This is a genomic window from Nocardioides taihuensis (genome assembly GCF_042657275.1).
Lineage (GTDB): Bacteria > Actinomycetota > Actinomycetes > Propionibacteriales > Nocardioidaceae > Nocardioides > Nocardioides taihuensis.
In genome coordinates, this window is the sequence record NZ_JBHSKD010000002.1 from 41,970 (window position 1) to 55,816 (window position 13,847).

The window sequence follows — 13,847 nt, forward strand, 5'->3', positions numbered from 1 at the left end:
ACCGTCATGTCCTATTGAGACACCGGTGACCCACCAAGCGCAACTGTCTCTCATTCCTCACCTCTCCACCTTGCGGCCGACGGAGCCGCACTTCGTCCGGCAGGTGCGCGCCCTTTCCCGCGCCCCGTACATCTGCCTCTTCCAGCGTCCACACCTCTGGCACCGTGAGGTGGGCTCTGTGGCCGGGGCTGTGGATGGATCGCCGTCAACCCATGGCTGTGGAACCCGCCGTGCACCTTCATGCCGAGGAGGTGTGCGGCGATGACCGTCTCCATGCGCAAGATGTCGGCGGGCGAGGGCTACAAGTACCTGCTCCGCAGCGTCGTCGCTGGTGACAGCAACCGGAGTCTCTCGACACCGCTGACCCGCTACTACGCGGAAGCTGGCACGCCTCCCGGCATCTGGATGGGATCGGGTGTCGCGGAGTTCGGCGCCGGCGAACTCGCCGTCGGCACCACCGTGTCCGAGCCGCAGCTGGTCCTGTTGATCGGCCAGGGGCGTGACCCGATCACGGGCGATCAGCTCGGCACCGCATTCCAGCGCTTCGCCACCCACAAGCAGCGGGTGGACGAGCGTGAAGCCAGCCTGAACCCGCACTTGTCGGATGAGGAGCGAGGCCAACTTGTCGACGAGATCGAGGCCGAGGAGATGGCGAAGGGGGCGCAGACCGCGACCGCGGGCTTCGACTACACCTTCAGCGTTCCGAAGTCGGTTTCGGTGTTATGGGGCGTGGCGGACGCGGGCAGTCAGGCATTGATCGTCGATGCGCACCACCAAGCCGTCACGGAGGTCCTCGCGATGCTGCAACGCGAGGTTGCAGTGACGCGAGCCGGATCCAACGCACGAGACGGGGCCTCCGCCCACCACGACGTCGTCGGTGTCGCGGCGACGGCCTACGACCATTGGGACTCCCGCGCTGGCGACCCTCAGCTGCACACCCACGTCGTCGTCTCGAACAAGGTCCGTACCGTCTTCGACGGCAGGTGGCGGTCCTTGGATAGCCGGCCGATGTTCGCCTCGGTAGTCGCACTTTCCGAGCACTACAACGCGGTGCTCGCCGACATCCTCCAGCGGTCGTTCGGGTTGGAGTGGGAGATGCGTGAGCGTGGCACGAGCCGGCACCCAGCGTTCGAGATCGTCGGCGTTGGGGAGGAGTTGGTGAGCGAGTTCTCCAGTCGATCGCGAACGATCGAGGTCGAAACGGATCGCCTGGTCGAGCAGTATCTGCGTGACTACGGGCGAGCTCCCGACGCTGCCGCCGTCATCAAGATGCGCGCCACGGCAACCCTGACAACACGGCCCGAGAAGCACGTTCACTCGCTCGCCGAACTGACGGCGAGTTGGAGGGCACGGGCGAGCGGACTCATCGGGCGGGATGCCACCGGATGGGCTCGCGCGCTGCTCGCCCGTGGTGCTAGGGGCGACACCAACCGACTCGCCCGTGGCCTTCTGCACGCCGATGACATCTCGCCCGACGCGCTCGCCAAGGTCGCCCGGGCGACCGTGGGAGCGATCAGTCAGAAGCGCTCGACCTGGAGGCACTGGAACCTCTGGGCCGAAGCTTCTCGCCAGACGATGGAGTGGCGTTTCGCCACTGTCGGCGAACGCGAGCGGGCAGTGGCGAAGATCGTCGAGGAAGCCAAGCGCATCTCCATCTCGCTGACTCCACCGGAGTTGGCCTACAACCCGGACGTGTTCCGGCGCAGCGACGGAACCAGCCTGTTCCGACCGAAGCACTCGGTCACCTTCATGTCCGAGGAGATCCTCGCGGCCGAGGACCGGCTACTCGCCCGTGGTGAAGACCGCTGCTCGCCCGTGGTCGAACTGGAGACGGTTGAGGCGGTCTCTGAGAAGGAGGTGTTAGGTCACCAACTCAGCGACGAGCAGGTCGCGACACTCGCCTCCGTGGCCGTCTCGGGTCGTCAGGTCGACCTGCTGATCGGCCCCGCTGGCGCGGGCAAGACAACCGCCATGCGCGCGCTGCACAAGGCATGGACGAGAGTCCATGGCAGCGACAGCGTCGTCGGCCTCGCGCCGTCGGCCGCCGCCGCCGACGTACTGACACAAGACCTCGACGTCGCCTGTGACAACACCGCGAAGTGGCTGCACGAGCACGACCACGGGCGAGCCGAGTTCCGCAAGGGTCAGCTCGTCATCATCGACGAAGCGACCCTCGCCGGAACTCTGACCCTCGATCGGATCGCCGGTATCGCTTCGAGCGCAGGTGCGAAGGTGCTCCTGGTCGGCGACTGGGCCCAGCTCCAAGCGGTCGACGCCGGAGGGGCGTTCCCGCTTCTGGCCGAAGCGCGCGACGACACGCCCGAGCTGACCGAAGTGCACCGGTTCGTGAACGAGTGGGAGAAGGACGCCTCCATCGACCTGCGTCTAGGGCGCACCAAGGTCATCAGCACCTACTTCCGCCACGAGCGAGTTAAGGACGGCACCCACGCCGAGATGGTGGACGCCGCGTACCTAGCCTGGCGAGCCGACCTGCGTGACGGCGCCAGCAGCCTGCTCGTCACAGAGTCGACCGACGCCATGGTCGAACTGAATGAGCGCGCCCGGGCCGAACGGCTGCGCGATGGCGAGACCGAAGCGAGCCGGGAGGTCGAGCTCCGCGACGGCACACGGGCGTCGGTCGGCGACCTCATCATCACTAGGCAGAACCACCGCCGCATCCGCGGTCTGCGTGGCGGCTGGGTGAAGAACGGTGACCGTTGGCGAGTGACCGACGTGGCTGCCGATGGCTCCGTCGTTGCCGAGCGCCTCGGGATGAAGATCGGTGCTGCGGTTGTGCTCCCGGCGGAGTACGTGGCAGAGCACGTCGATCTCGGCTACGCCATCACCGCCCACCGGGCCCAGGGCATGACCGTCGACACCGCGCACGCCGTCGTCACCAGCTCCACCACCCGCGAAAACTTCTACGTCTCCATGACCCGCGGGCGACACACCAACATCGCGTACGTCGCTCTCGACCGGCCCGACGACTCGCACGCAGCGCCACCTCCCGAGGAAGTCACCGCCAAGTCGGTCCTGTTCGGCGTGCTCCAACACTCCGGCGTCGAACTGTCCGCACACCAGACGATCACCGAGGAGCAGGAGCGCTGGTCGTCGTTCGCTCAGCTCGCCGCGGAGTACCTGACCATCGGGGCCGAGGCTCAGCACGACCGATGGGTCGTCGAACTCTGCTCCTCGGGACTTATGGACGACGAAGTGGAGGGGGTCATCGCGTCCGACTCGTTCGGGCCGCTCGCCGCAGAGCTGCGACGCGCTGAATCGTCCGGCTTCGACATCGCCACGTTGCTGCCCAAGGTGGTCGCCCAGCGAGGGTTGGCCGACGCCGAGGACATCGGCGCCGTCCTCATCAGCCGAATCCGGAACGCCACCACCTGCAAGAGAGGCGGCCGACAACAGGCGCGGCTGATCGCCGGGCTCGTCCCGGTCGCCGACGGCCCGATGGCGGACAAGATGCGCCGCGCGTTGACCGAGCGCGAGGATCTGCTGGAGTCGCGGGCGACTGCGCTGGCCGAGGCGGCTGTGGGGCAGAATGCGGCGTGGCTGCGCAGGCTCGGCATACCTCCCGATGATCGCCGCCACCGCGACCTGTGGATGCACGAGGTTCGGGTGGTCGCGGCCTACCGCGACCTATGGCAGATCGACAGCGAATCGCCGGTTGGCCCCGGCGGGGACTCGGACCGTCAGCGAATCGACGAGTCACGCGCGAGGAAGGCCGTGAGGAGAGCTGCCGACATTGCCCAGCAATCGGGCGTCGCAGGGCAGAACGGACTCGTGCCTGAAGTCCGGGTGCTCGGCTGACCCGGTCCACAGGCCGCCTTCCTGACAGTTTCTCCCCAGCACACGGGCCTGGCGTGGGCGAGCACCGGTGCCCAGATGTAGCGATGAAGTGAGCCGACCAAAGGAGACCCTCATGCTCGCCGTCTCGATCCACCTCGCCGCAGCCATCCGCGGCTACCTCGCGTTCTACATGCCCACGAACCGCGTGATCGACTGGCTCCGCAGCCCGCGTGGCCTCAAGTGGGCGATCCCCGTCGCCATTGTCGCCGCGCCGGCGTACCTATTCTCGATGAGCGTCTGCTCCACGGTGGTCGAGCGGGGTGGCCCGGGCTACCTCAACCTGCTGGTGCTGCTCTTCGCTTGGAACGCTCTGAAGTTCGCTTCAGTAGTGCTCCTCGCGCCTCTCCGCGGACTTCGGCTTGCGATCGCGCATCGAGCCCGAAGGGCGGTGGATCATCAACGCTGGCGGGGTGATGGAGCGGTGTACCAGCCCCGGTGGCTTCCGGCTGTCGTTGGCGGATCGGCAGTCGATCGAGAACGGCTGCCGGGCAGGGTTCGGTTTCACGGTGATCGCGACGGTGATCGGTAAGTCGCCCTCGACGGTCAGCCGCGAGGTCGGCGGGCGGGCCGGTCGGGCCTGCTATCGCGCCGACCTGGCCCAGCTCCGCGCCGAGGTCCGGGCGCTGCGGCCCAAGGCAACCAAGCTGGAGGCCAACCCGGCGCTGTGTGAGCGGGTGATCACCGGGCTGGAGGCATTGTTGTCTCCGGAGCAGATCGCGGGAGGGTTGCGTCGAGAGTTCCCCGAGGACCCGGAGATGCAGGTGCACCACGAGACGATCTACCGCGAACTGTTCGTGCAAGGGCGCGGCGCGCTGCGCGAGGAGCTCAAGAAGTACCTGCGCAGCGGCCGGACTCGCCGGGTCACCCGCACCGAGGTCCGGCAACGACGCAACGATGGCCGCGGCCAGATCCCCGACATGGTCAACATCGTCGAGCGCGAGGAAGAGGTCGCCGAACGACGAGTGCCCGGGCACTGGGAGGGCGACCTGATCACCGGCAAGAACAACGCCTCGGCGATCGGGACCCTTGTCGAGCGCGTCACCGGCTACACCTTGCTGCTGCACCTGCCCCAGGGTCATGGCGCCGAACAGGTCACCGCCGCGATCACCGAGGCCATGACGGCACTGCCGGCCAACCTCCGCAAGACCCTGACCTGGGATCAGGGCAAGGAGTTGTCCCGGCACAAGCAGATCGCCCAGATCACCGGCCTGAAGGTCTACTTCTGCGACCCCCACTCACCCTGGCAACGCGCCACCAACGAGAACACCAACGGCCTGCTGCGCCAGTACTTCCCCAAGGGCACCGACCTCTCGGTACACAGCAAGGAAGACCTCGCCTGGGTCCAGGACCAGTTCAACGACCGCCCCCGCAAACGCCTTGACTACGCTGCACCCTCAGAGCTGATCAACGGACTGCTGTTGCATTGACCCTGTGAGCCCGCCCCGCCATTCACGCACTCGACCGACTGAGTGACTGGAAGACCGCGCTGCGCGCAGAGAACAAGGCACCCGGCACCGTCACCCTCTACGCCGACGGCGCCACCCGCTACTTAACCTGGTGCGCCGAGCACGACCACCTGCCCATGAGCCGCGCCGCGCTCAACCAATGGATCGCCGGCCTACTCGACTCCGGCGCAGCACCTGGCACCGCCCGCATCCGCCAACTCGCCGTCCGCCGCTTCGCCTCCTGGCTCACCGCCGGCGGCGAGATCCACACCGACCCGTTCCCCGGCGTCAAGGCACCACGCGTCGAACCCCCACTGGTCGAGCCGCTCACCGACGACGAGCTCCGCGCGCTCATCGGCACCTGCGCCGTGTCCGAATCCGACGCAGCGGCGGGGGACACGCTCCATCACCGTCGCGACGAGGCCATCATCCGGCTCATGTTCGAGACCGCGATCCGCTCCGGCGAGCTCATCGACCTCCAGCTCGACGACCTCGACCTCATCACTCGCCTGATCACCATCCGCCGCGGCAAAGGCGGGCGCGGCCGGATCGTCCCGATCGGCCAGGCCACCACCGAGGCGCTCCTGCGGTACCTCGACGGACGCGTGCGGCATCCCCTCGCTCACACGCCCGACCTGTGGTTGGGCAACCGCGGCAAGCAGTTCGGTCGCGAAGGACTCATGCGATCCCTACGCCGCCGCGCCCAGCGGGCCGGCGTCGATGGCTTCCGGCCCCACCGGCTCCGCCACACCGCGGCGCACCGCTGGCTCGCCGCAGGAGGCTCCGAATCCGGGCTCATGGCCATCGCCGGCTGGACCCGCACCGACATGCTCGTCCGCTACACCCGGGCCCGCGCCTCCGAACGCGCCGCCGAGGAAGCGAGACGTCTCAACCTAGGAGCAATCTGAGGACTGTGGCGACGGTCACCACCGGTTCCTTCGCAAAGGTGGGCAACATCGTGGTGACGACCGGGGAGGAGTCGCTGACGCCGTAGGCCGGCCATGGAACGGGTGGCGCTCAGCCGGGGTCATGCTGAGGGCTCGAAGCTGGCGGGGTTCTCGGCGAACTCCCGTTTGCAGCCTTCGGAGCAGAACCAGATCGTCTGCTCGCGCCACTTGAGGTGGGCGCCGGTGGGCTCGACCGACATCCGGCAGACGGGGTCGATGGCCATGGCGGCGATCTGGCGGAACTGACCGTCCTCCAGCCACAACACGCGGTCTGCGATCTCGCGAAGCCGGTCGTCGTGGCTGACGATGACGACCGAGCGGTGGTCTTCGTCGGCGAGCCGGCGCAGCAGTCGAGCGAGGTCCCGGCCGCGGGAGGCGTCGAGGTTGGCTGTCGGCTCGTCAGCGAGCAGTACGGGCGGGTCGTTGGAGAGCGCGCGGGCGACGGCGACCCGTTGTTGTTCGCCACCGGACATCTGGGACGGGCGCGCGGTCGCCCGGTGCGCGAGGCCGACCCGGTCGAGCAGCTCGGTGGCGCGGTTGTGGGCGGCGGACCCGGTGGTGCCGGCAAGGTTGGCGGCGACGGCGATGTTCTCGGTGGCGCTCAGCGCGTCGAGGAGGGCGTAGTCCTGGAAGATGAACCCGAAGGTGTGAGAGCGCAGGGCCGGAAGCTGCTTCTCGGGCGCGGCAGCGACGTCCACGTTACGGCCGTCGCGGCCGGTGACGGTGATCGAACCCGCGGTCGGGCGGAGCAGGGCGCCGAGCATCAGCAGCAGCGTCGTCTTACCCGACCCCGACGGCCCCATGACCAGCAGCACTTCACCGGAGGCGACGTCCAGGTCGACCGAGCGGACCGCGTCCACTGCGGTTTCGCCCGAACCGTAGGTCTTGGTGAGACCTCGAACGGTCAGCACCGGCACCCCACTGGGTGCGCTTGACGAAGCCGCGGAGCCTGAGGTGAGGCCCGGGGTCCCGGCCGTGTCGGCGGCGGTGGTGCTGTGGGTGTTGTCGGCGGTGTTCATCGGGTCTCCCGGAAGGCGGTCGCCGCGTCGAGGGCGGCGATGCGGCGAAGCGGCCACAGGGCGGCGATCAGGCCGACCAGAAGCGCTGCGGCAGTGGTCTGCGCGACGGCGGCGGCGGTGATGGATATCTGAACGGCGGGAGCGGCGGTCGGCAGCAGCCAGGCGAGAATCAATGCCGCGGTGGTGGCAACCGCCGAGGCGAGTACGACGGTCAACAGGACCTGCATGGCCACCGCCCTCGCGAGGCGAGGGGTCCGGGCGCCTAGGGCCTTGAGCACGGCGAAGTCCCGCAGCCGGTTCAAGGTAGCGGTCATCAGCCCGAGGGCGATGACGGCAAGCGCGATCACCAGCCCGATGGTGGACATCAGCCGAAGGAGATCGGCACTCATGTCGGTGACGATGCGCGCCTCGGACTCGGCGAACTGCTCCCGGCTCTGCACGGTCACTCCGTCGACCTCGGCCTGGATGCGGTCGGCCACGGTGTCCGGGTCGGCACCTGCGTCCACGCCCGCGAGCACGTAGGAGACCCGCTCGTCGTGGATGCGAGCGAACTCGGCGAGGTCCACGAACACGGTGGTGTTGGTGATGCTGCTGCCGCCGGTGGAGAACCCGACGGCACGCACCGGCATGCCCATCACCGTGAACCGGTCGCCCAGGCCGATGCCGAGCCGGTCTGCCGCCTGCTCGTCGATGATCGCCTCGCCGGCGCCTGGGAGGCGTCCGGCTACCAGGCCGCTCGGGCCGCCGCGACCGGTGCGGGTGTCGTAGCCGATCAGGTAGGTCAGCTGCCGCCCTTGTGCTCCGGCTACCGAGCCGGACGCGAACGCGATCGGGGCGGCCCAGGCGACGCCCGGCACCTGGGCGACGCGGTCGGGAGCGTCGGCCGGGAGCGTCGAGGCGGACATGTGCATGGTGCGCACCCCGGCCTGCGAGACGAACACGTCGGCCGGCGAGGTACGGATGTAGTAGGTCACCCTGTCGACGGCGCCCGCGAAGATGCCGCCGAGGACAAGCACCAGCAGCAAGGACGCCGCCACGCCGAGGACTGTCAACGTGGCGCGGCGCCGGTCGGCGAACAGGAAGCGTCGTCCCACGGGCACGGCCCCTGTCGGGCGTATCCCTCGCGCGGGGTTGGGGTGCGAAAGCGTGGGGTGGACCGACGTGGTGGTCATCGTCCGCTCCGGAATGCCGAGGCGGCATCGAGCCGGCTGAGCCGGTGTGCCGGCAGCCATGCGGCGAGCAGCGCCATCGCGGCGGCTGCGGCGGCGGTCTGCGCGATCGTGCCGGTAGTGAGGAGGACGGGGAACGCGGGCCGCCACCACTCGAGGAGCTCCCGGGTGAGGACCAGGAGGAATACGGCGGCGAGAGTGCCGAGCACCGTCAGCGCCACCGTTTCAGACACGGCGATCCGCCGCAGCCGCGCCGGAGTGGCGCCGAGGGCCTTGAGGACGCCGAGGTCGCGCTGCTGCTCGGTGACGCGCGTGTAGGCCACCAGCGCGACGATGAGGGTGCCCGCGGCGAAGGCGACGCCGACCATGAGGCGGACCGGGGAGCCGTAGATGTCGGTGGCGAGATCGAGCGATGCCTGGTGCAGCTCGGCCGGGGTGCGCACCGTGTACCCGGCGTCACGAAGCCGTTCGGCGACGCCCGCGGGGTCTGAGGTCGTGACGAGGACCGCGCCGGTCGTGCCGGTGGCCCGCAGCATCTGGTCCATCCCGGTCGTGGTGGTGAACAGCAAAGGGGTCATGAACAAGGCGGTGTCGTCGGTGAGCCCGACCACCTGCATCGGGTGTCCGAGGATCGGCAGCCGGTCGCCGACCGCGTAGTTGTGCTGGTCGGCCCACAGGGTGTCGACGGCGACCTCGTCGTCGGCCTGAGGGGCTCTCCCGTCGGTGAAGGCCCAGGGGCCGCCGAGTCCGCTGGTGGGGTCGAAGGCGACCGCGGCGACCGCGGCCTTGCTGGTCGGCAGCTCGAGGATCTGGTACATCGTCCGCAGCGGCGCCGCTGCGGTCACGCCGGGTGTCTGGGCGATGGTGTCCACCGCGGGTGCGGGGAGCACGCCGGGGTCGGCGAACAGGCTGCGGGTCCCGGCCGGGACCACCACCAGGTCGGCACCGAGGTGGTCGTCGTAGGTGGTGACGCGGTCCTGGACGCCGACCCACAGCCCGGCGAGCAGCAGCATCAGCATCAGGGCGAGCCCGATCCCGCCGGCGCCGGCGGCGGTGCGCACCGGCCGGGTGATGAGGAAGCGGCGGGTGATCGGGACGGATCCTTCGCTGCGGCCTGTCATGTCGGCTCACGTTCCTCGGCCGAGCGTTGGCTCGGCGCTCGTGCTACTTGTGGCCGCCGTGTCCCCCGGGCATGGCGAACATCATGGCCGCCATCATCGCGGTGCACACCAGTGCGGCGACGATGATGCCTGACCCGACAACCCCGGTGAGGACCAGCAGACCGGCGATCACCAGCATCGGGATGCAGCAGACGATCATCATCAGCCCGTGTCCGCCGTGTCCGCCGTGTCCGCCGTGACCGCCGTCCGGCTCATGCGGGGCGTGGGAGGTGTCGGTGGACGCGCGGCCCTCGGGCGGGTAGGTCCAGGGCTGCGGACCGGGGCGGGGCTCGCCTTCCATGCCGTTCGGGGTGCTCATGAGGTCCTTCCCTTCAGCGAGGCGGGCACGTGGCCGAGCCTGGCGTAGAGCGGGCAGTGGCCGAGCGCGCCGGTGACGACGAGGTCGAGACCGGCCAGCACGAGCAGCAGCTCGAGGGCGACGGCCAAGGTGGAGGTGGCTCCGACCAGCAGGACGATGCCGACCACGGCACCGGCACCGCCGATGATGATGCGAGCCGCCCGTTCGGCGGGGGTGATGTTGATGCTCCAGCGGTTACTCATGACGATCCTCCAAGTTCTCGCGGACCGTTTCCTGGTCCACTCTCAGCGTCCCGCCCATGGGTGAAGGTGACCGCGGGGGTCGTGTGAAGGTTCCTTGAAGGTGCGCCGCCACGGCCTCAGCCGCCGTGATGGCCCTCGTGGTCGTCGGGGCCCGGGGTCTGCACCGGGGGGCGGTCCGGGCTCGGGTTGTCGTTGTTGATGGCGGGGCCGATGACGAAGGCGGAGAGGGAGAACATCAGCGTGAAGACCGCGAGGGCGAGGGCGGGCGCCTTCCAGGTGCCGAATCGTCGATAGAGGCGCCGAAGTAGGGGCAGGGACAGGACGATCCCTAGAACGGCGAACACGACGTTGCCGGTCGCCCCGGTCACCAGCACCGCTCCGCCGAGCAGTCCCACGTGGTGCAGCAGGTGGGGGAGCAGACCCATGATGCCGCCGACCGCCGCGGTCACCGCACTCCAGGCAGTGGCAAGGACGCCCCGACGCTGGGAAGCCTCATCAGCTGTGTCGTCGGCGTGGGATTCTTCGAGGCGAGGTTTCACTGCCTCCCCGGCTGCGGCGTGATGGTCGGGCATCGTCACTCCTGGACCTGGTAGGAGAGCGTGGTCATCATGCCGCTCTCGGCGTGGTAGATGTTGTGGCAGTGAGTGGCCCACTGACCGGGGTTGTCGGCGTCGAGGTCGACCTCCAGGGCTTGCATGGGACGGACGATGACGGTGTCCTTGCGAGTCCCCCCTTGGGCGAGCGCGAACGTGTGCCCGTGGACGTGCATGGGGTGGAACATCATCGTCTGGTTGACGAACCGGAGGCGGACCCGCTCGCCCTGCACCACCGGCAGGGGTTCGGTCTCGGGGAAGGTCTCCCCGTTCAGCGTCCACCGGTAGGGCGCCATGGATCCGCCCAGCACCAGATCGTGCTGTCGGTCGGTGGATCGCCGGTCGAGCCGGACGGAGTCGCTCGGGGACAGGTCGGTGCCGAGAAGCGTCTGGCCCGACAGCTCGGGGACCGGGGTCTCGGCGGCCGGCGCGGGCCCCGCAGCGGTGCGGATCGCCGCAAGCCCTCGGCCCTTCTTCCCCTCCGCCGAGGCGACTAGCGGGAACACCCCGTCGCCCAGGGTGAGGGTGACGTCGAAACGCTCGCCCATCCCGATCAGCAGCGCGTCGGTGGGCACCGGCACGACGGGGAAGCCGTCACTGTGGGTGACGGTCATGCGGTGCCCACCGACAGCGACCCGGAACGCCGTGTCCGAGCCGGCGTTGACGAACCGGACGCGCACGCGCTGTCCCGGCTTCGCTGCGAGCGTGTCCGGGTCGGTGGCTGCTCGGCCGTTGACGAGGTAGTGCGGATAGGCGATGTCTCCTGCGCCGCCCAGGAGGGGGGACTGCATGCCTTCCATGCCGTGAATCCCGCCCATCGATCCGCCCATCATCGAGCCATGGTCCATCCCCTGCATGCCACCCATGGATCCGTCGCCAGCGGACTGCTGCAGGCCGGCGAGGACCTGGTCCGGGGTGCGGCCGGTGCCGTCGACCCAGTCGTCGAGGACGACGAGCCACTCCTGGTCGTAGCGTCCCGGCTCCGCGGGGTCGTCGACCACCAGGACGCCGTACAGGCCGCGGTCCAACTGGACGCCGGAGTGCGGGTGGTAGAAGTAGGTGCCCGGGTCCGGGACGGTGAACTCGTACCGGAACGACCCTCCGGCTGCGATCGGATCCTGGGTCATGCCGGGCACGCCGTCCATGTCGTTGCGCAGCGCCAGGCCGTGCCAGTGCACGCTCGTGGCAGCCGGGAGCTGGTTGTCGACGTCGACGCGCAGCACGTCACCGGCGGTGGCACGCAGCAGCGGCCCGGGCGCGGCGTCACCGTAGGCCCAGGTCTCCACGGTCCGACCGCCCAGGTCGAGGGTGGCCGGTCGTGGGGTGAGGCGGGCGGTGACCAGCCGACCCCCCGTGACCCGGCGCGCGGCCTCGGCGGTGGCCACGGCGTCAGATCCCGGGCCGATCACAGAGCCGGTGGATCGACTGCAGGACGCGAGGCCGCCCAGGGCGACCACGCCGGTGAGGCCGATGGCTCCGCGGAGGACGGCGCGACGGGTGATCTCGGGCAAGACAGTGCTCCTGACTGTGCGGTTGGCGTGACCAGAGGCGGAAGGAGGAGGGCGTACACCTAGTGAACCGAGGCGCGCAGCACGCTGCTGCGGGCGTGGTACTCGTCCTCGTCGATCTCCCCACGAGCGAACCGCTCGTCGAGGATCTGCATCGGGTCGCGACGGTCCGTGGTGGTGGACTCACCGGAGCGCTGCGTGCGGAACATGGCGAGGACGGCAAAGACCACCAACGCCCAGAACGCGACCATGGCCAAGGTCATGACGATCCAGCCGCCCCAACCCACGCCGTCGTGGTACCAACCCATCATCGTCCTCAGCTCCTTCGCCTGCTTGGTGACTCCACGGTGTCCCCGTCACCCGTGCCGGTTGATCGCGTTCGTGTGAAGATTCGACGAAGAAGCCGCCGTCACCGGGCCTGGCCCGCGGCTGGCCCGCGATCCGGACTGCCACCATGGCCGTAAGGGCGAGCGGGCAAGGCGCGGGGACGAGGGCTCGCAGGCCGCGGGCGTCTCGGTTGCTCGCCCGTCGGGCGCCGCAGCGTCGACCCGACGTGGTCCCGCTCGGCCTGAGCCTGCCAAGCCGGACGGCGTGACGGCGTAGGGCTCGGTCGGTGCCGACGACTACATGGCCAGGCCCTTCAATCCACGGATCCTGATGGCCGGGTCCAGGCCAGGGGGCGCTGCCCCACCAGCAGCAGAAGTCCCGCTACGTGCTCGAGGAGCGCGCACCTTCGGAGTACTGGTCATCGACCCGCTGGGGCACGATGCGGGGCACCCGCCAATCGGCGAAGTCAGGCCGGGGGTGCCCGCGCGATGACACGGGCCAACTCCGCCCCGTCCAGGCTCGCTTAGTACTATGCGTACTAGTAGGACGAGTCGCTGACGGCGCGATCGACCGTTGAACGTCGGCGATTCCTTCGTATCCCCAGGTGAAGAGGAGTGCTTGACCTTGCGCAGAAGACTCGCCGCCGGAACCGTTCTCGCGATCGTCGGGATGCTCGCGCTTTCCGCGTGTGGTGGAGATGACGACAGTGGCATGGAGGGCATGGCTGGGATGGAGTCGTCCTCGATGTCTTCGGCGAGCGGTGCGGTGTCGGAAGAATTCAACGCAGCCGATGTCACGTTCGCCACGGACATGATTCCGCACCACCAGCAGGCGGTCGAGATGGCAAAGTTGGCAGCCGGCCGTGCGCAGAGCGCCGAGGTGCAGGACCTGGCGGACCAGATCCTGCAGGCGCAGGGGCCCGAGATCGATCAGATGACGAGCTGGCTTCAGTCCTGGGGCAAGCCGGTGCCTGAGGCCATGAGCGGTATGGACATGTCCGGCTCGATGCCCGGGATGATGTCGCCGGACGACATGGACCAGTTGCAGAGCGCCGACGGCAGCCAGTTCGACCAGATGTTCCTCACCATGATGATCGAGCACCACCGCGGCGCCATCGCGATGGCGCAGACGGAGCAGTCGGCGGGGGCCAACGAGGATGCGATTGCGCTGGCGGAGCAGATCGAGCAAGCTCAGACCGAGGAGATCGCGACCATGAAGAGCCTGTTGCGGTGACGAGGCCAGGCCAGCGGCTTGGTGCAGGTG

13 protein-coding genes are annotated in these 13,847 nt (G+C 69.0%); 5 read left to right on the forward strand and 8 right to left on the reverse strand.

The window, feature by feature from the left end:
• Positions 1–261: 261 nt before the first annotated feature.
• From mobF to ACFPGP_RS00320, 4 genes are all read left to right on the forward strand, one after another.
• Complete coding sequence (gene mobF, locus ACFPGP_RS00305) at positions 262–3,816, forward strand: MobF family relaxase (RefSeq protein ID WP_378585325.1); 3,555 nt, start codon at positions 262–264, stop codon at positions 3,814–3,816.
• Between the two features lie 112 nt (positions 3,817–3,928).
• Entirely contained in the window at positions 3,929–4,384 is a 456-nt protein-coding gene (locus ACFPGP_RS00310; protein ID WP_378586394.1) for a hypothetical protein, read from the forward strand.
• Positions 4,269–5,282, forward strand: coding sequence for an IS30 family transposase (locus ACFPGP_RS00315; RefSeq protein ID WP_378586378.1), 1,014 nt, complete (start codon positions 4,269–4,271; stop codon positions 5,280–5,282). Before ACFPGP_RS00310 ends, ACFPGP_RS00315 begins: the two co-directional genes overlap by 116 nt.
• Before the next feature lie 155 nt (positions 5,283–5,437).
• Positions 5,438–6,208 carry a tyrosine-type recombinase/integrase gene (locus ACFPGP_RS00320; RefSeq protein WP_378585328.1) on the forward strand — a complete coding sequence of 257 codons (771 nt, stop codon included), beginning with the start codon at positions 5,438–5,440 and terminating at the stop codon, positions 6,206–6,208.
• Positions 6,209–6,327: 119 nt separating this feature from the next.
• On the opposite strand, the gene ACFPGP_RS00325 is transcribed toward ACFPGP_RS00320, so the two are convergent.
• The 8 genes from ACFPGP_RS00325 to ACFPGP_RS00360 form a co-directional block, all read right to left on the reverse strand.
• Positions 6,328–7,266: an ATP-binding cassette domain-containing protein gene (locus ACFPGP_RS00325; RefSeq protein ID WP_378585331.1), complete on the reverse strand. Its 939-nt coding sequence runs from the start codon at positions 7,264–7,266 to the stop codon at positions 6,328–6,330.
• Complete coding sequence (locus ACFPGP_RS00330; protein WP_378585334.1) at positions 7,263–8,438, reverse strand: ABC transporter permease; 1,176 nt, start codon at positions 8,436–8,438, stop codon at positions 7,263–7,265. Before ACFPGP_RS00330 ends, ACFPGP_RS00325 begins: the two co-directional genes overlap by 4 nt.
• The gene (locus ACFPGP_RS00335) at positions 8,435–9,556 is read right to left on the reverse strand and encodes an ABC transporter permease (protein ID WP_378585337.1); all 1,122 of its coding nucleotides are present in this window, start codon (positions 9,554–9,556) and stop codon (positions 8,435–8,437) included. The genes ACFPGP_RS00330 and ACFPGP_RS00335 overlap by 4 nt, the downstream gene beginning before the upstream one ends.
• 43 nt (positions 9,557–9,599) lie before the next feature.
• Positions 9,600–9,914 (reverse strand): hypothetical protein, encoded by a 315-nt coding sequence (locus ACFPGP_RS00340; protein WP_378585339.1) that lies wholly within the window; start codon positions 9,912–9,914, stop codon positions 9,600–9,602.
• Complete coding sequence (locus tag ACFPGP_RS00345; protein WP_378585342.1) at positions 9,911–10,156, reverse strand: YgaP family membrane protein; 246 nt, start codon at positions 10,154–10,156, stop codon at positions 9,911–9,913. Before ACFPGP_RS00345 ends, ACFPGP_RS00340 begins: the two co-directional genes overlap by 4 nt.
• A gap of 116 nt (positions 10,157–10,272) precedes the next feature.
• Complete coding sequence (locus ACFPGP_RS00350) at positions 10,273–10,605, reverse strand: hypothetical protein (RefSeq protein ID WP_378585345.1); 333 nt, start codon at positions 10,603–10,605, stop codon at positions 10,273–10,275.
• Between the two features lie 125 nt (positions 10,606–10,730).
• Entirely contained in the window at positions 10,731–12,260 is a 1,530-nt protein-coding gene (locus tag ACFPGP_RS00355; RefSeq protein ID WP_378585348.1) for a multicopper oxidase family protein, read from the reverse strand.
• Between the two features lie 59 nt (positions 12,261–12,319).
• Positions 12,320–12,568, reverse strand: a complete 249-nt coding sequence (locus ACFPGP_RS00360; RefSeq protein WP_378585351.1) for an SHOCT domain-containing protein — start codon at positions 12,566–12,568, stop codon at positions 12,320–12,322.
• Positions 12,569–13,202: 634 nt separating this feature from the next.
• Between ACFPGP_RS00360 and ACFPGP_RS00365 the strand changes: the two genes are divergently transcribed.
• A complete protein-coding gene (locus ACFPGP_RS00365) occupies positions 13,203–13,817 on the forward strand; it encodes a DUF305 domain-containing protein (protein ID WP_378585354.1) in 615 nt (204 codons plus the stop codon).
• Positions 13,818–13,847 lie beyond the last annotated feature (30 nt).